Annotated in this window: 17 protein-coding genes; 10 read left to right on the top strand and 7 right to left on the bottom strand. The window is 65.5% G+C overall.

Annotation, left to right across the window (positions count from 1 at the left end; all coding sequences use genetic code 11):
- Positions 1-126 precede the first annotated feature (126 nt).
- From ACT89O_RS12395 to ACT89O_RS12410, 4 genes are all read left to right on the top strand, one after another.
- Positions 127-618, top strand: a complete 492-nt coding sequence (locus ACT89O_RS12395; RefSeq protein WP_055398114.1) for a BON domain-containing protein — start codon at positions 127-129, stop codon at positions 616-618.
- Positions 619-704: 86 nt separating this feature from the next.
- On the top strand, positions 705-1943 hold the full coding sequence (locus ACT89O_RS12400; protein ID WP_487262801.1) for a PLP-dependent transferase: 1239 nt from the start codon (positions 705-707) through the stop codon (positions 1941-1943).
- 110 nt (positions 1944-2053) lie between these two features.
- A complete protein-coding gene (locus ACT89O_RS12405) occupies positions 2054-2902 on the top strand; it encodes a DUF2189 domain-containing protein (protein WP_487262802.1) in 849 nt (282 codons plus the stop codon).
- Between the two features lie 47 nt (positions 2903-2949).
- Positions 2950-3141, top strand: a complete 192-nt coding sequence (locus ACT89O_RS12410) for a hypothetical protein (RefSeq protein WP_218301002.1) — start codon at positions 2950-2952, stop codon at positions 3139-3141.
- A gap of 4 nt (positions 3142-3145) precedes the next feature.
- On the opposite strand, the gene ACT89O_RS12415 is transcribed toward ACT89O_RS12410, so the two are convergent.
- Positions 3146-3826: an arylesterase gene (locus ACT89O_RS12415; protein ID WP_487262803.1), complete on the bottom strand. Its 681-nt coding sequence runs from the start codon at positions 3824-3826 to the stop codon at positions 3146-3148.
- Between the two features lie 15 nt (positions 3827-3841).
- On the opposite strand from ACT89O_RS12415, the gene ACT89O_RS12420 reads away from it, so the two are divergent.
- The 4 genes from ACT89O_RS12420 to ACT89O_RS12435 all read left to right on the top strand — a co-directional run bounded on the left by ACT89O_RS12420 (position 3842) and on the right by ACT89O_RS12435 (position 8759).
- Complete coding sequence (locus ACT89O_RS12420) at positions 3842-4555, top strand: ABC transporter ATP-binding protein (RefSeq protein ID WP_055398119.1); 714 nt, start codon at positions 3842-3844, stop codon at positions 4553-4555.
- A 142-nt stretch (positions 4556-4697) separates the two neighbouring features.
- Positions 4698-5444 carry a 23S rRNA (guanosine(2251)-2'-O)-methyltransferase RlmB gene (gene rlmB, locus ACT89O_RS12425; protein WP_487262804.1) on the top strand — a complete coding sequence of 249 codons (747 nt, stop codon included), beginning with the start codon at positions 4698-4700 and terminating at the stop codon, positions 5442-5444.
- Between the two features lie 612 nt (positions 5445-6056).
- Complete coding sequence (locus tag ACT89O_RS12430) at positions 6057-7304, top strand: IPTL-CTERM sorting domain-containing protein (protein WP_487260158.1); 1248 nt, start codon at positions 6057-6059, stop codon at positions 7302-7304.
- A gap of 288 nt (positions 7305-7592) precedes the next feature.
- Positions 7593-8759, top strand: coding sequence for an ABC transporter substrate-binding protein (locus ACT89O_RS12435; protein WP_487260159.1), 1167 nt, complete (start codon positions 7593-7595; stop codon positions 8757-8759).
- A gap of 50 nt (positions 8760-8809) precedes the next feature.
- Here ACT89O_RS12435 and ACT89O_RS12440 read toward each other — a convergent pair whose 3' ends face one another.
- Together ACT89O_RS12440 and ACT89O_RS12445 are read right to left on the bottom strand one after the other, a co-directional pair.
- On the bottom strand, positions 8810-9424 hold the full coding sequence (locus ACT89O_RS12440) for a chromate transporter (RefSeq protein ID WP_487260160.1): 615 nt from the start codon (positions 9422-9424) through the stop codon (positions 8810-8812).
- Positions 9421-10020 (bottom strand): chromate transporter, encoded by a 600-nt coding sequence (locus ACT89O_RS12445; RefSeq protein ID WP_487260161.1) that lies wholly within the window; start codon positions 10018-10020, stop codon positions 9421-9423. Before ACT89O_RS12445 ends, ACT89O_RS12440 begins: the two co-directional genes overlap by 4 nt.
- Positions 10021-10301: 281 nt before the next feature.
- Between ACT89O_RS12445 and ACT89O_RS12450 the strand changes: the two genes are divergently transcribed.
- Positions 10302-11147: a fumarylacetoacetate hydrolase family protein gene (locus ACT89O_RS12450; RefSeq protein WP_487260162.1), complete on the top strand. Its 846-nt coding sequence runs from the start codon at positions 10302-10304 to the stop codon at positions 11145-11147.
- A gap of 54 nt (positions 11148-11201) precedes the next feature.
- Here ACT89O_RS12450 and ACT89O_RS12455 read toward each other — a convergent pair whose 3' ends face one another.
- Both ACT89O_RS12455 and ACT89O_RS12460 read right to left on the bottom strand, forming a co-directional pair.
- Entirely contained in the window at positions 11202-11489 is a 288-nt protein-coding gene (locus ACT89O_RS12455; protein ID WP_055401176.1) for a 7(1) septoil knot domain-containing protein, read from the bottom strand.
- 193 nt (positions 11490-11682) lie between these two features.
- The gene (locus ACT89O_RS12460) at positions 11683-12309 is read right to left on the bottom strand and encodes a hypothetical protein (RefSeq protein WP_487260163.1); all 627 of its coding nucleotides are present in this window, start codon (positions 12307-12309) and stop codon (positions 11683-11685) included.
- A 185-nt stretch (positions 12310-12494) separates the two neighbouring features.
- On the opposite strand from ACT89O_RS12460, the gene ACT89O_RS12465 reads away from it, so the two are divergent.
- Positions 12495-13811, top strand: a complete 1317-nt coding sequence (locus ACT89O_RS12465; RefSeq protein WP_055401164.1) for a cation:proton antiporter — start codon at positions 12495-12497, stop codon at positions 13809-13811.
- Positions 13812-14083: 272 nt separating this feature from the next.
- Here the strand turns inward: ACT89O_RS12465 and ACT89O_RS12470 are convergent, their stop codons facing one another.
- Both ACT89O_RS12470 and ACT89O_RS12475 read right to left on the bottom strand, forming a co-directional pair.
- Positions 14084-15145 (bottom strand): phytanoyl-CoA dioxygenase family protein, encoded by a 1062-nt coding sequence (locus tag ACT89O_RS12470; protein WP_487260164.1) that lies wholly within the window; start codon positions 15143-15145, stop codon positions 14084-14086.
- A gap of 94 nt (positions 15146-15239) precedes the next feature.
- Positions 15240-16571, bottom strand: a complete 1332-nt coding sequence (locus ACT89O_RS12475) for a type II toxin-antitoxin system HipA family toxin (protein WP_487260165.1) — start codon at positions 16569-16571, stop codon at positions 15240-15242.
- Positions 16572-16599 lie beyond the last annotated feature (28 nt).

Below are 16599 nucleotides of genomic sequence, written 5' to 3' on the forward strand. Positions count from 1 at the left end.
CTCGGCATCGGGCCACGTTTGCGCAATTTGCGGCATCGTCCTACAGGTGCCTAGGCTGCATCCGACCTAGTGCGCAGCTGCCTGCGTTTACAGTCTCGCCATGTTTCAACCGCAAGGAGTTTCCGCATGAACAATCTGAAGATTTCCCAGCGTCCTGCACACCGTATTGCAACCATCCTGGCCGTGAGCGCCCTGGCCTTGGGTCTGTCTGCCTGCGGCAAGAAGGAAGAGCCGACTGTGGGCCAGCGCCTGGATTCCGCCGTCGAAAAGACCGAGCAGGCCGCCGCCGAAGCCCGCGCCAAGGCCGAAAGTGCCATGGAGAACGCTCAGACGAAGGTGGAGCAGGGTGCTGCAAATGCAGAATCTTCGGCCAAGGATGCCGCCAACAAGGGCATGGTTTTTCTGAGTGACGCAGAAATCACCGCACAGATCAGCGCCAGCCTTGCCAAGGACCCCGACCTGAGCGCAGTGAAGATTGATGTCGATACAGCCAATGGCCGTGTGACGCTGAAAGGCCCCGCACCCTCCGCCGTGGCCCGTGAGCGCGCCGAAGGCATTGCCAAGGCCGTGAATGGCGTTAGTTCTGTGAACAATCAGCTGGTGGTCAGCGCGAGCTAAGCGCGCGGGCTGGCATCAGCCCCGGCGCCGCAAACAGCGCTTCACACCACGCGCCGCCCGGGTTCACGCCCTGGCGGCGCGCTACCATGGTTGGCATGAAAGAGCACGACACCGACCTCGCCACCCGCATCGTCCACCATGACTACGTTCCTCCTGCTGGTTTCGTAGCGCCCCAGCCGGGGGTGTACAAGGCCTCCACCGTCATCTTTCCCAACGTCGCGGCCATGCGCTCGCGCGAATGGAAGGACAAAAGCGGCTACACCTATGGGCTGCACGGCACGCCCACCACGTTCATCCTGGAAGAGCGCCTGTGTGCGCTGGAGGGCGGCCTGCAGTGCGTGCTGGTTCCCAGCGGCCTTGCCGCCATTGCCAACGTGGCCTTGGCCCTGCTTCAGCCCGGCGACGAAGTGCTGATCCCGGACAACGCCTACGGCCCTGGCAAAGACCTTGCCAATGGTGAACTGGCGCGTTTTGGCATCACCCATGGGTTTTACGATCCGCTCGACCCAGCCGATCTGGCCGCCCGCATCACCCCTGCAACCCGGCTGGTGTGGCTGGAGGCTCCGGGCTCGGTCAGCATGGAGTTTCCCGACCTGTGCGAGCAGGTGCGCATCTGCCGCGCACACGGCGTGACCACGGCGCTGGACAACACCTGGGGCGCGGGTCTCGCGTTTGCGCCGTTTGACCTCACAGGTGATGGCAGCCTGGGGGTCGATATTTCGGCCCACGCGCTCACCAAGTACCCCAGTGGCGGTGGCGATGTGCTGATGGGCAGCGTCATGACGCGGGACCCGGGCCTGCACATGAAGATCAAGCTCACCCACATGCGGCTGGGCTTGGGGGTGGGGGCCAACGATGCAGAGGCTGTGCTGCGCGCACTGCCCAGCATCGGCCTGCGCTACCGCGCCCATGACGAAGCGGCCCGCACTCTGGCGCGGTGGCTGCAGCTACAGCCCGCCATCGCGCAGGTGTTGCACCCAGCGCTGGAAGGCGCGCCCGGCCACGCACACTGGAAGGCACTGTGTGGCGCAGGGCAGGGCGGGGCGGGGCTGGCGGCGGGCCTGTTCAGCGTGATGATTGATGCCCGCTACACCCAGCAGCAAGTGGATGCGTTCTGCGACGGCCTGCGGCTGTTCAAGCTGGGCTACAGCTGGGGCGGCCCCATGAGCCTGGTGGTGCCCTACAACATCGCCAGCATGCGCAGCCGCCCGCCCGCGCACTTGAAGCCGGGCACGCTGGTGCGGTTTTCGATCGGGCTGGAGGCGGTGGAAGACCTGCGGCGCGATCTGCAGCAGGCCCTGGAGCACGCCTTCCCGGCAGGCTGAGGCCTGTCTTTTTTGCGCGGGGTGGTAGTTTCCTCAGTGGCGCACCGCCGAGGGCTGGCTTAGTGTGAGTGTTCGCGGGTGTCCCGCTGCCACTTCCACGAACTGCCCGAATGACCGCCACCCGATCGGATTCCTCCAACCCCCTCCCTGCGTCTGCCGATCCGGCCCAGCAACCGGCGCCAGACACCTCGGTGGCCCAGCCCGTGACCCTGCAGCGCCTGGGGTTGGCGGACCCGTTCCGTTGGCTGGCCAGGGGCTTGCAGGATGTGCGCGCGGCTCCCGGCATTGCCCTGCTTTATGGCGTTTGCTTCTGGTGCATGGCGCTGGTGCTGGGCTGGGTGTTCCGCACCCGGCCTGAATACACCATGTCCCTGGCGAGTGGCTGCCTGCTGGTAGGCCCCTTCTTGGCGATGGGACTGTACGACACCAGCCGTCGGCGCGAGGCGGGGCTCAAGCCCGAGCTGAGCGAATCGCTCACCTGCTGGGACAGCCACATGGGCAGCATGGGCATGCTGGTGCTGGTGCTTGTGGTGCTGGAGCTGCTGTGGGGGCGTGCATCGCTGGTGGTGTTTGCCGTGTTCTTCAACACCGGCATGCCGTCCACCACGGGCGTGCTGCAGGCGGTCTTCAGCCCGCAGAACTGGAGCTTTGTGGCGGTGTACCTCGTGGTGGGCGGCGTATTTGCAGCGCTGGTGTTCTCCACCTCCGTGGTGTCCATTCCCATGATTCTGGACCGAGACACCGATGCGCTTACGGCCGGTATCACCAGCATGCGCGTGGTGCTGGAGAATCCCCTGGTCATGCTGCTCTGGGGCGCACTTATCACCACCATCGTGGTGTTTTCCCTCTGGTTCTGGGGCATCGGGCTGCTGGTGGCCGGGCCGGTTCTGGGCTTTGCAAGCTGGCATGCGTACCGCGCATCGGTCATCCCGCTCCAACGCCCCCCAGCGGGGGCTTGAAAAACCCATGCTGTTACAGTGAGTCTCAACTTCAGGAAGCAATTACCTTGGCAACACCCAACTACGGATACGAAAAACGCCAGCGCGAACTCGCCAAAAAGAAAAAAAAGGAAGAGAAGCTGAGGTCCAAAACACAGCGCAGGCCGGACGATCCGCAAGGCGACGACCAGCCCGCTGACGGCCAGCCCAGCGGCGATGCTGCGGCCCCGGACCAGCCCACAGGCGCTCCCGGCGCCTGAGCCCTCAGCGCAAGAGTTTTTTCAGTTCCGGCCACACATTGGCCAGCATCTGCGGATGCGCCTCGGCGCGAGGGTGGATGCGGTCAGGCTGGAACAGGCGGGTCGGATCGGGCCCGTCGGCCACCCCCTTCAGGAAGAAGGGCACCACGGCCACCTTCTGGGCCTTGGCCACTGTGGTGAACAGGCCCGCGAACTTGTTGGCGTAGTCGGTGCCATAGTTGGGTGGCACCTGCATGCCCACCAGCAGCACCTTGGCTCCGGCCTTTTGCGCCGCCTGCGTCATAACCGTCAGATTCTCTTCCGTGTTCTTGAGCGGCAATCCCCGCAGGGCATCGTTGCCGCCCAGTTCAATCACCACGTGGCTGGGCTTGTGCTGCGCCAGCAGCGCCGTCAGGCGCGAACGGCCGCCCGAAGTAGTCTCCCCACTCACGCTGGCGTTGACCACCGTAGCGGCCAGCTTTTCCTGGGTCAGCTGTTTTTCGAGCAGAGCCACCCAGCCCGTGCCGCGTGCCAGGCCATATTCGGCGCTCAGAGAGTCTCCCAGCACCAGGATCACGGGCTGGCGAATCGGCGCGGCCGCTGTCTTGGACGTTGCCTGGGCCATGGCGCAGGGCGCCGAAAGCCCCACCAGAAGCCCGATAGAGGCGCGCAGGATAAAGTGGCGCCGTTGCTGATATCGAATCAAAGTAAAGAGCCTTTCATGTCCGAATCCTCTCCATTGCCCAAGACAGCTGCTGCCACACCCATCATTGCCGTGGAGCATGTCTTCAAATCGGTCACGGATTCCACCGGAACCCTCGACATTCTGCGGGATATCGATTTCCGCCTGGCCGCCAGGGAAACCGCCGCCATCGTGGGCGCGTCGGGCTCGGGCAAGAGCACCTTGCTGTCCATCATCGCGGGGCTGGACACCCCCAGCCGTGGCACGGTGCGGCTCGATGGCCACGACCTCTTTGCCATCGACGAGGATGAGCGCGCTGCGCTGCGGGCCCAGAAGGTGGGTTTTGTGTTCCAGAGCTTTCAGCTCATGGGCAACCTCACCGCGCTGGAGAACGTGATGCTGCCGCTGGAGCTGGCCAACCGCCCTGAAGTTCGCAAAAATGCCCGCAAGGTCGCCGCCGACATGCTGGCCCGCGTTGGGCTGGGCCAGCGCCTCTCTCACTACCCCAAGGTGCTCTCGGGTGGCGAACAGCAGCGCGTGGCGCTGGCGCGGGCGTTTGTGGTGCAACCTGCCGTGCTGCTGGCCGATGAGCCTACGGGCAGCCTCGACTTTGCCACCGGCGAAACCATCATGAAGCTCATGTTCGACCTGAACCGCGAGCAGGGCACCACGCTGGTGTTGGTCACGCATGACCGCGCCATCGCCGAGCAGTGCGAGCGGCGTATCACCATCGAAGCCGGGCGGGTCGTGTAAGCGCTATTTGCCGCGCTGAGAGGGAGGCGGAAACCAGGTTTTTGCGTGTTTTTGGCCTCTGGCGCTTGTTCATAAAGCGCTAGCAGCTATCAAATTGATAGTTTTCCAAAGCCGGTGCCCTGCGCCAGCGGATAATCCCCCCATGCCCAGCCCCAAAGTTCTCTTCGGCTTTCACGCCGTGGGCGTGCGTCTGAAGACCGCGCCGAAATCCATCATCGAGATTTACTACGAGGCCACGCGGCGCGATGCCCGCATGCGCCAGTTTCTCGACCGCGCCCGCGAGGCCGGTGCCCGCCTGATCGAAGCCGACAGCGTGCGCATCGCCAAGCTGGCCGGCAGCCATGGCCACCAGGGCGTGGCTGCGCGGGTTGAGCCCGTGAAGGTTGCCACCTCGTTGGATGAACTGCTGGAAGACCTGGAAGCCGCCGGCATTGAGCAGCCCCTGCTGCTCGTGCTGGACGGCGTGACCGACCCGCACAACCTGGGCGCCTGCCTGCGTGTGGCCGATGGAGCGGGCGCGCATGCCGTCATCGCCCCCAAGGACCACGCCGTGGGCATCAACGCCACCGTGGCCAAGGTGGCCAGCGGCGCGGCCGAAACCATGCCGTACTTCATGGTGACCAACCTCGCGCGCACCTTGAACGAACTTAAGGAGCGCAACATCTGGTGCATCGGTACCAGCGACGACGCCCCCAAGACCATTTACCAGGTCGACCTGAAAGGCCCCGTGGCCCTGGTGCTGGGCGCCGAAGGCGACGGTATGCGCCAGCTCACGCGCAAGACCTGCGACGAGCTGGTCAGCATCCCGATGAAGGGCGCTGTGGAGAGCTTGAACGTATCGGTGGCCAGCGGCGTGTGCCTGTACGAGGCGCTGCGCCAGAGATCTTGACCCCCTGAGTCGCTTCGCGCCTTCCTCCGGGGGTACGCCCCCAGCGTGGCGGGACGGCCCTTGCGCTGGGCACTGGTATGAGGGAGCGTGCCAGTTTCGTGTGCTGAAGGCAGGATGGCGCACAGCGAGTCATTGAGGTGCATCCTTTGGACCGACAGGCCCCCGGCGAATCGAACGTCCTGTGCTTCGGCAAAACCCCACGCCCACGGCTCTGCTGGATCTTCACAAGCTGACTGAGCAGATCCTTCCCATCGTCAATGCCCTGTTGCAGAACAAAGGGAGGCAACTGAAGGCGGCGACCTTGGTCGATGCCATTGGCATTGCAGCTCTCTGCAGCCACACCCAGCGGGCGCCGCCCCATCTCCAAGGCCCCAAGGCCCCAAGGCCGCGATAGCGCAATCCATAGGAATTTTTGCAGAGGGGCCCTCCAGGTGGCGCCCATTTGTAACGCGACGGGGTCATGGGTGTAGGCCAACTGCCCGACTAATGGCCGCCGTGGACATAAGTCGCGCAAATCGCACCGCTGGGCAGACAAGCGCAGTACTGTGGGTCACACAAGATTAGTTTTTGTTTGATTAATGACTTTTAAGTCACCACAGAAGGTTTAACACCATGCCACCCGACAGCACAACCACCCTCACCAAATCAGGGTGCGCCACACGCGATGCTGCCCCGCTGCTGTCCAAGTTCGGTCGAAAAAATCCCGCCTTGCTGCTGAGCCTGGGGCTTGTTTCCCTGCTGTCCCTGACATACAGCTGTGGCGCATTGGCGGCGACGGCACCGCCGCTGGGTAGTGCCAGCAACTTCGCCATCGTTTCCGACACCTTTACCAACAGTGGAAATCCGACCACGATCAACGGCTCGGTTTGCTACACCACCCCCCCGTCCACTGCGCCCACCACAGTGACCGGGATCATCAAAACGCCGTGTGATACCGAGATTGCCGACCAAGGCATTGCGTTGGCGGATCTGGATTCCCAACTGGGCACCTGCATTCCCCTCGGCTCCGCTGTTGATCTCAGTGCCGTCGTTGTGAGCGGCGGCACGCCTGGAGTGATCCCGCCTGGCTGCTATTCCAGCACGGGAGCCATGAGTGTTGGCTCGACGGTAACCCTGAACGGTTCTGGAATCTACGTCTTTCGCCCCGGCGCCGGGGCGACGACTGCGGCGCTCAACACCGCCGCCGACTCCATCGTCTCCCTCAATGGTGGCGCTTGCGCCGGCAACGTGTTTTGGGCGCCCACTGCCGCGACCACACTGGGTGCCAACTCCACTTTCATCGGAACGGTCATTGGAAACGCCGGTATGTCCATGGGCGCCGGTGCCACCTTGTCCGGCCGAGCCTTGACGTCGGGGGGAACCGTCACGACGAGTGCCAATGCGATTTCGCTCCCTGGCGCGTGTGCAGCCCCCACCGTGCCTTCGATCACGGTATCCAAAATCTCCAATGGTGGCGTGGGTACGTTTGGCTTCAGCGGCAGCAACGGGTTTGCCAACCAGTCCATCACGACCCTGGCATCCGGCTCGGCCGTGGCTGGGGCGACGCAGACGCTGACCGCAGCGGGGGTCAGCACTTCCATCACTGAAGCAGCGCCACCCTTGGGTTACACCCTGGCTTCCATCAGTTGCACCGGCCTGGGTTCAGGTGGAACGCAAACAAACGACCTCTTGACGCGCACCGTCACGCTGGATGCAGCGGCCGCCGCAGCAGGGGCGGCCATCGCGTGTACCTTCACCAACAACTTGGATGGATTCGTGCCGCCCTCGACCATCCCCTCCCTTTCCGAGTGGGCGATGCTGTTCCTCGCCGGACTTCTGGCCATTGCGGGATTTGCTGCAATTCGGCGCAAGGGCCTGTAGGTCGGGAAACCATGGGCGCAGCGACGCAGACGGACGCCGCCGTTGTGCGGTGATCTACTGATCCACAACGTGCCCCGGTGAGCTTCACGGAGTGCGGCGTTGGCTCGCACGATGTCGGGGTGCCGTGCGGTTCGGCACCCTGTGCACTGCAGGCTGCCGTCGCCAAGTACTGCATCCCCTGGAGAGAGCCGGTCCTTTCTGGGTATGTTCTGTCGCGAAACTGACAGCAAGTTTCCCCAGCTCCCGCTAGGCTGCCCCACCTTTGCTTTCTTCGGGATCTCCCACACCATGAGCCGTCGTCAATTTCTCTTGCGCGCCACCCAGGCCGTTGCTGCCACCGGCCTGCCCGCATGGGCCCACACGGCCCAGGCCGCCGAAGACGCACTGACCGCCCGCACCATCAACCTGGGTTGCTCCATCGCACTGACCGGCCCCTTGGGCCAGGCTGGCATCGAGCAGGTGGCAGGCATGAAGGCCGCGTTTGCGGAAGTGAATGCCGCTGGCGGCGTGCATGGCCGCGAGATCCGCATGGACCCCAAGGACGATGGCTATGTGGCTGCACGCACCCTCAAGAACGTGACCGAGATGGTCGAGACCCAGTCGGTGTTCGCGCTGATCTCGCCGCTGGGCACGGCCAACACGGCATCCATCCTGCCGTTGATCGAATCCAAGGGCATTCCCACCGTGGGCCCGGTGACGGGCGCGACCTCGCTGCGTGCGCCTGAGAACCGCCATGTATTCTTCCTGCGCCCCACCTACCGCGAAGAGACGCAGCGCCTGGTCAAGCAGATCGTGGACATGGGCCTCAAACGCATTGCCGTGGTGTACCTGGACAACCCGTTTGGCAAGGAAGTGCTCAAGGACATGTCCCGCGCGCTGGACGAGATCAAGGTCGAACGCGGTGGCGAGTTTGCACTGGCCGTGGACGGCAAGAACGGCGCTGAGCTGGCCGACAAGGTGGCTGCAGAGCGCCCGGGTGCCGTCCTGCTGGCCACCACGGGCACAGCCAACACCGCGTTTGTGCAGGCCTTCCGTGCCAAGGCACAGGGCGTGCCGCTGGCGGGGCTGTCGGTCACGGTGATCTCGTCCGAGCTGCCCAAGCTGGCTGCGTCCACACGGGGCCTCGCGCTGGTGCAGGTGTTTCCGGACGCGAATTCGCAAAAATCGGTAGTGGTTCGCAAGTTTCAGAGCACCATGAAGGCCACCGGGGCCGACCCGGCCTTCTTGAACAGCGGCAGCGCGCTTGAAGGCTGGCTCAACGGCCAGATCATGATCGAGGGGCTCAAAAACGCGGGCAAGGACCTCACACGCGACCGCCTGCGCGCGGGCCTGGCCAGCATCCGCGCGCTGTCGTTTGGTGACTTCAACGTTGGCTTTGGCAATAAAGCGCCCTACATCGGCTCCGACGCGATCTACCTGGCCGTGTACGCGGAAAACGGGCGCCGGATCAGCTGACCCAGCCCCGTGTCACGCAGGGGTGCCAAGCGCGGCACCTCTGCCATCGGCTACACCCAGCCGATAGCCCCTAGCACCGCCCCGGCGCCCAGCATCCACAGCAGGTGCAGCCTGGTGCGCCACACCAGCACCACGGTCACGGCGCTGAGCAGCCACAGGGGCCAAGCGGTGTCGAAGTTGCCGTGTGCGCGTGTCAGCACCCACGAGGTGGCCAGCAGCAGGCCAATGACCACCGGCGCCATGCCTTGTTTGAAGGCGCGCACGCCGCGCCGCTCGCGGTTGCGGTGGCCCCAGCGGGTGGCCGTCCAGGTCAGCAGGCTGCTGGGCAGCATCACGCCCAGCATGCACACCGCCATGCCCAGGGCGCCGAGCAGCCAGCCTGCAAGGCCCGGGCCGCCTGCGTTGATGCCCACGTTCCAGCCCAGCAGGGCGATAAACAGCACGTTGGGGCCGGGTGCTGCCTGGGCAATGGCGATGGATGCGTTGAACTGCGGGTCGGTGAGCCAGGCGTTGCGCTCCACCAGGTAGCGGTGCATGTCGGGCGCGGTGGCAATGGCGCCGCCCACGGCCAGCAGCGACAGCGACAGGTAGTACAGGAACAGGTTGAACCAGTCGCCCGCGCTCAGGGCCGTCAAGGGTGTGGTGAGGGTGGTGGCTGCATTCATGGCGCGAGCTTTCTCCACGTCAGCACGCAGGCCGCGCCACCGATCACCGGCAAAATCCAGAAGAGCGGCCAGCGCAGCCACGCCATGGCCACGATGGTCAGCCCTGCAAACGCCACACACAGCGGGCGGCCGAGGGGGTGGTTTTTGATCGACACAAACAGCTTGATGCCCACCCCCGCAATCAGCCCCGCCGCCACGGCGCCCATGCCGCGCAGCGCACCGGCCACGGCCGGGTGGCTGGCAAACTGCGCATAGACCACGGCCAGGGCCAGCACCAGGATCAGCGGAAAGGTCAGCATGCCCGCCAGCGCCGCCAACGCGCCGCGCAGGCCGAAGTAGCGGTCGCCGATCATGATGCTGAGGTTGACCACGTTGGGGCCCGGCATGATCTGTGCCACGGCCCAGTCCTCGACAAACTCTTCGTTCGTCATCCAGCGCTTTTTCTCCACCAGCTCGCGCTGCACCACGGCCAGCACGCCGCCAAACCCTTGCAGGGCCAACCAGGTGAAAGACCAGAACAGATCGGCCGGGTTGCGGGGTTGGGGCCGGGGCGGGGATTCCGGGGGCGGGGAGGGGAAATCGGTGGCAGTGGCCATGGAGAAATTGAGTAAAAATGGCTGCTGGCGCTTATCTGGTAAGCGTTAGAAGCTATTAAATCAGGAGTATTTTGGGTGCGCGGCTGGCGCTGCGGTGCACCCCGCGCCATGTTACGCGCGCCACACGGGCTGCGCAGGGGATGTGGCCCTCGTCTTGCGGCAAGGCAGGGCCGGTGATTGGCGTACACGCTGGGGGTTGCGTGCCGCTATGCTGCGTGTCGGCGCAGCGCGGCTCTGGCTGCGACTGCCACCTTTCGCCGACCCCACCAGGATTTCCCGCCATGAAACTCATCCGTTACGGCCAGCCCGGCGCAGAACGCCCCGGCCTGATCGACGCCACCGGCACGCTGCGCGACCTGTCCATGCTGCTGCCCGACATGGGCCCGGCCCAGCTCAACCCGCGCACGCTTTCTGCCCTGGCTGCCATCGACGCAAGCCGCCTGCCGCCCGTCTATGGCACACCGCGCCTGGGCAGCCCGGTGGCTGGGGTGGGCAAGATCGTGTGCGTGGGGCTCAACTATGCCGACCACGCGCGCGAGGCGGGCCTGCAGCCGCCCGCCGAGCCTGTGTTGTTCATGAAAGCCGTGACGGCGCTCAGCGGCCCCAACGACGATGTGCGCATTCCGCCCGGCGCCGTCAAGACCGACTGGGAGGTCGAGCTGGGCATCGTCATCGGCACCCGTGCGCGCCAGGTGGCCGAGGCCGATGCGCTGCAGCATGTGGCGGGCTATGTGCTGGCCAACGATGTGTCTGAACGCGCCTGGCAGATGGAGCGCGGCGGCCAGTGGGACAAGGGCAAGAGCTACGACACCTTTGCCCCGATCGGTCCGTGGCTGGCCACGGTTGACGAGGTGCCCGACCCGCACGCCATCGACCTGTGGCTGGAGGTCAACGGCCAGCGCGTGCAAAACGGCAGCACCCGCAACTTCATCTTTGGCGTGCCCACCGTGGTGTCGTACATCAGCCAGTTCATGACGCTGGAGCCCGGCGACGTGGTGCTGACCGGCACACCCGCAGGTGTGGGGCTGGGGCAAAAGCCCGACCCCTGGTTCCTCAAGCCCGGTGATGTGATGCGCCTGGGCGCCACGGGCCTGGGTGAGCAGGTGCAAAAGTGCGTGGGGGGATGAGTCGGTCGGTGGGCCTGGTGCGGTTCACACGGCGTAGCGCTCTTGGGGCCGGACCTATTTGCCCAGTTTGCCGATCAGCAGATGGTCCTTGGTTCGCCAGCCAGCCTGCTCCGGGGTGCTGACCCTGAAGATTTTCAGGTCCGCCTGGCTGGCGTGCTTGACGCGGTAGACCTTGAAGCTGGCCTGGTTGGCATAGGCGACAAAGAACCAGATCGCATCGCCGCTGGCCTGGGTGGCGTAGTGCACCTCGTGCCAGCACAGGTCGGCCTGGCTTTCATGCGCCACCTCGCAAATGTGGGCGTCGGCCTGGTTTTCGTATTTCACTTCCAGGATCTTGGCCATGGGCATCCTTTCGGGCGGTGGTTCGGGCGGGGGCTTGTCCTTCCAAGGGTATCCAGACTTTGGGCGCGCCAGCCCCCGGGTTGCCCTGTAGAGATGTAAGATTTTGAGTAAAAACAGGGCCTGGCGCTTGATGGGAAAGCGCAAGCAGCTATCAAATTGGGAGTGCGAGGAGCAACCAGGGCCCGGTGGCGGGTCAGTTCTCCACCTGCACCGACTCTACAAATACCAGCTCGCAGGAATTGGCCCCGGAATCCGACCGTGTGAGCGAACTCGTCCAGCGCCAGCCGCTGTGGTGCGTCACCTCCACCAGCCTGCCGGTGATGCGGATGTAGGCTCCCGCACGGGCCTTTTTGAGCGCCCGCTCCACCACGGGCGTGGCTGCAATCATGTGCATGTTGGCTGACGACTCGATGATCTCCTGCAGCGGGATGGGCGGTTGGTCGCGCCAGGTGTAGCGGTACCAGCGGCCGCCCTGGGTGATGTTCAAGGCTTCGTACACCGCAGGGTCGGCCATGCGCTTCCAGCCCAGGGCCAGGTCCAGCGGGGACAGCTCGGCCTCCTTGCCCACGTAATAGTCTTCGCGCGACAACACCCGTGCGCGCACGGCAAACGTGGCCAGTGGCTTGACCTGATAGCCCCGGAACTCGAAAGCCGCCTGGCTGGTGGCCTCCTGCGCGGGGCTGTCGGCCGGTGGCTGAGAGACAGCGGCCAGCCCGTGGTTTTGCAGCCGCTGGTCGGCGTAGTGCACCCGCAGCTTCTCGACGGCAAAAAACGCCACCAGCAGGGCCATGGCGAGCTTGAGGAGGGTGGAGACGTTCATGGGCATACACGAGAGTCACGGAATTGTGCACAGATGCAACCTCAGGTAACGCCGAAAGGCGCTCCACCGATTGGCGACATCCGCTGACAGCCCGGGGGGCCGCACCCCCGCAGCGGTGGGCCCGGGTGGCGTGCACAGTGGCCGGATGCGCGTGCAACCTTTTCCCCCTCCAGTCTGTGTGTTCCATGACCGCTGAGCTGCTTCCCGCCCTGGGCTTTGTGCTGGTCGGCCTGCTGCTGGTGGTGATGACGCTGACCAGCTCCTTCATCGCGCGCGTGCCGCTCAGCTCGGCCATCCTGTACCTCGCCGTGGGCGTCGGCATTGGGCCCTGGGGGCTGGGCCTGCTGGTATTGGACCCGGTGGGTGATGCCCCGCTGCTGGAGCGGCTGACCGAGATTGCCGTGCTCATCTCGCTGTTTACCGTGGGCCTGAAGCTGGATCTGCCCCTGCGCGACCGGCGCTGGCGCATTCCGGTGCAGCTGGCCACCGTGTCGATGCTGATCACCGTGGGCGCCATCGCCGCCGTGGGCGTGTGGCTGCTGCACCTGCCGCTGGGCGCTGCCGTGCTGCTGGGGGCCATCCTGGCGCCCACCGATCCGGTGCTTGCGTCCGATGTGCAGGTGTCCGACCCGCAAGACCGTGATCGCTTGCGTTTTGGCCTGACGGGCGAGGGCGGGCTGAACGATGGGGCGGCGTTTCCGCTGGTGATGCTGGGTCTGGGCCTGATGTCGCTGCACGACCTGGGCGAGAGTGGCTGGCGCTGGTGGGCGGTGGACGTGCTCTGGGCCGTGGTGGGTGGCCTGTTGATTGGCTACCTGCTGGGCGTGGTTGTGGGCCGGGCCATTTTGTACCTGCGCATCCGCCACCGCGAGGCGCTGGGCCCGGACGAGTTCATGGTGCTGGGGCTCATCGCGCTGGCTTATGGCGTGGCCTTGTTGTGCCATACCTACGGCTTTCTGGCGGTGTTTGCTGCCGGGCTAGCGCTGCGGCGTGCGGCGGCGGAACCAGCGGCGTCCGTGGCATCACCTGTTCAAGGCGACAACAACGATGGTGAAGCCCCCCTGGCCGCACAGGCGCCGGGCCACATGATCGAGTCGGTCGAGCGCTTCAACGCCCAGCTGGAGCGCCTGGCCGAAGTGACCGTGGTGCTGGTGGTGGGTGCGCTGCTTTCGGTGGTGGACTTTGGCACCGAGGTGTTGTGGTTTGTGCCCGTGCTGCTGCTGGTGATCCGCCCGCTGGCGGTGTATGCAGGGCTGGTGGGCGCCAAGGTAGAGCGCTCGCAGCGCCGCCTGATCGCATGGTTTGGCATCCGGGGCATTGGCTCCATCTACTACCTCATGTACGCCATCACACACGACCTGCATCCGGTGATTGCGCAGCGCCTGCTGGCGATCACGCTGGCGGTGGTGGTGGCGTCGGTGCTGCTGCACGGTGTGTCGGTAACGCCGCTGATGCGGCGCTACGAGGCGCGCCGCAAGACGAAGGCACAGCGGCCACGGTGAGTTAGCAAGACCGGTTCAATCGAAAATGACCGCTAGCGCTTTATCTGTATGGTTTTGTTGCTATGAGTTTTGCGGTTTTTGGGGGAGGTGCGCCCCCCGCTCGCCGCACCTCAGAGGCTGAGAGTTTTTTAGCCGAGCCCGAAAGGCGCGCGAAAACGCCTCGGATCTAGGCGCAAAGCACAGCCATAGCTCGGGCTATGGCGAGCATTTGCAACGACGAGCCGGGGCGTTTTCGCGTGCAAGGCGGGCATGGATAAAAGACTCTCAGCCTCTCAGACCCAGGTGTCGTGGCAGGGCACATGGGCGGGGGCCAGGTTGATGTACTGCACCAGCCGGGGCTGCGTGCCCCGATTGGGGCTGGGGCCATGGGGCAGGGCCTGGTGCCAGATCACCAGATCGCCCGCGCCCGCGCCGATGGGGGTGGCGCCCAGCGCATGCAGGTCTTGCTGGCGGGGCTCGACCCCAGCGGGCAGCTGGGCCAGCCAGTCGCCCACCCGGCGGTGAAAACCTGGCACCAGGGTGAGGGCACCTTGTTCGGTGGGCGTGTCGGTCAGGTACAGGATGCCCTGGGTGGCAAAGGGAATAGGCTGGTGCAGGCTCACATCCCAGTGCATGCCCTGGCCGCCGTAGGGGTAGCCGGGGCGTTCTGGAGGGTTGAAGCCACAGCGGTCGGTGCTGCGCCACAGGTCTGCCGTGCCCCACAGCTGCGCAAATGCCTTGTGGATGCGCAGGGAACGTCGGTTGACGTCGAATGCCGGGTGCTGAAACATCTGCACCATGGTGTTGCGCGGGGCGTGGGCGTACCACGACTCCACATCTGCGGGGTCGGCGCGCACGGCTTCCCACACCGCCTGTGCGGCGGCGGCGCTGTGCTCTGGCGTGGTGGCCTGGCGTACCACCACATAGCCATGCTCGTCCCAATGCGCCAGGTCGTCCGCATCCAGCACGGGCTCCATCGCATCGATCCGGGCCTGCAGCTGCAAGGCCGCTTCGGGCGCCGGGCCGCCATCCACAAGGGCTTGAATCCGCGCCACGGTGGCAGCATCGGGCGCGCCCGCCGTGCGCACGATCCAGTCCTCAAAGGCAGCGAACTCCGGGGCCTCGCGCAGCACGTATTGCATGGTCTGCTCCAGCCCCACACCCAGCGCGGCCAGCACGATCTGTGTGCGGTGGGCCTCCGCTTCGGCGCCCTTCAAACCCTGGCCCTGGCGTGCGGCCATCCAGCGTGACCAACAGCGTTTGAGGTGTGGGACCTGCAGGGCGCCCCTGTCCGCATCGGGCGGCAAGGAGCCAGACGCTGTTGGGGGCGTGGTGGTTGCGATCGGGGAGTGCATGGATGGAGCAAATCAAAAACGGTTCGGGGTCACAAGGCAGCGCCCGCGCCGAACCCTGCGCGCAGGCCTGCCGATTTTGCCGCGTGGCCCGCCATCACCGGGCCAGGGCCACATCGCCTGCAAGCCGCTGCGCCACCACATTGCGCACAGACGCCGGGGCGCTCTCCAGCAGGCTGGGCCATTCCGTTTTGGCCCGCGCCACCGTGTCGCGCAACAAGGCCAGGTGCCGGGGTACGCGCAGCAGCCCGGCCGATTTCATCAGGCCTTCCATGTCGTCCCAGGTCAGCGCCCGCAGGGTGTTGTCGATGGCGCGGTTCACGGCATATTGCTGGTCGGGCACGCCCTCAAAAAACGCGGCCACACACACCGGGTCGTACACCGGGGCCAGTTGCGGCACGCGGCCGTCGGGGTAGACCAGGGCCCAGTTTTTCAGGTGTGCATCGGTGTTGCCCATCAGGATGAAGGCCACCATGCGCGCCAGAAACTCGCGCGTGTCCAACGCCGGCTGGCGGCTCAGGTGGTTGAGCACGCGCAGCATGGTGGCCCAATCCTGCAGCGCGCCCTTGCCATGGGTTTTGCCGTATTTCTGGCGCGGCGTGTAGCCCAGAACCTGGTTGAACTCTTCCATGTGCACCCGCGCGCCGCCGGGCAGGTGGTCAAAACGCTGCACGGCCAAAATTTCGTTGAAGGGCACGGCATCGGGCAGGTCGGCCTCGGCCCGGGTGATGACGCGCACATCGGCGCAATGCAGGCCCAGCGCCTTGCACAGCAGGTAGCCGGTGAACTCGTTGGCCACGAGGTCGGGGTGGGCGGTGGTGGGCAGCTTCAAGATCACGCTGCCCGCCGCGCCCTTGCGATGCACCGTGTAGCGGCGGCCGTCCTGCACCGCGCTGAACTTGGTCACCACGCCGGGCAGCGAGGCCGCGTCTTCCACCGGGTATTCCACAAACCCCGGCTCCAGCACATCGAGCCCCTGCGTGGTGTGCCAGTGCCGCACCACGTCCGGGATGCCGTCTTGAGCAGGCACGGGCTCCACCTCCAGCGCGCCCATCAGGTCGTGGCCTGCAGCGGCCAGCAGCTCAAACTCGTCATCGGGGCTGCAGCCACGCTCGCGCGCCAGCCGCTCGCGGTTGTGGCCCTCGGGCAGCAGGTTCTGAAAGTACACCGGCCAGCGCCCATCGGTGCGCACCAGCCGCGCATCCCGCGCCGACGCGAGGATCTGCTGCGTCGCGGCCTCGTCGGCACCCTGAAAGCTCAGCGACAGGGTGGGGCGCTGCGGGTTGCGGATGTAGCTCTCGTCAAACGACACGCGCAGGATGTCGCCGTATTGCGAGAGGTAGCCAATCGGCTCGCGACCGCCTGCCGCCCCGTCCGCCTTTGCCGGGCGGTGCAGGTACAGGCGCAGGTAGCGGATGGAGGTGCTCATGGAGTGTTGGCGGAATGGGTGCGCACGT

Source organism: Acidovorax sp. NN32, from assembly GCF_057597245.1.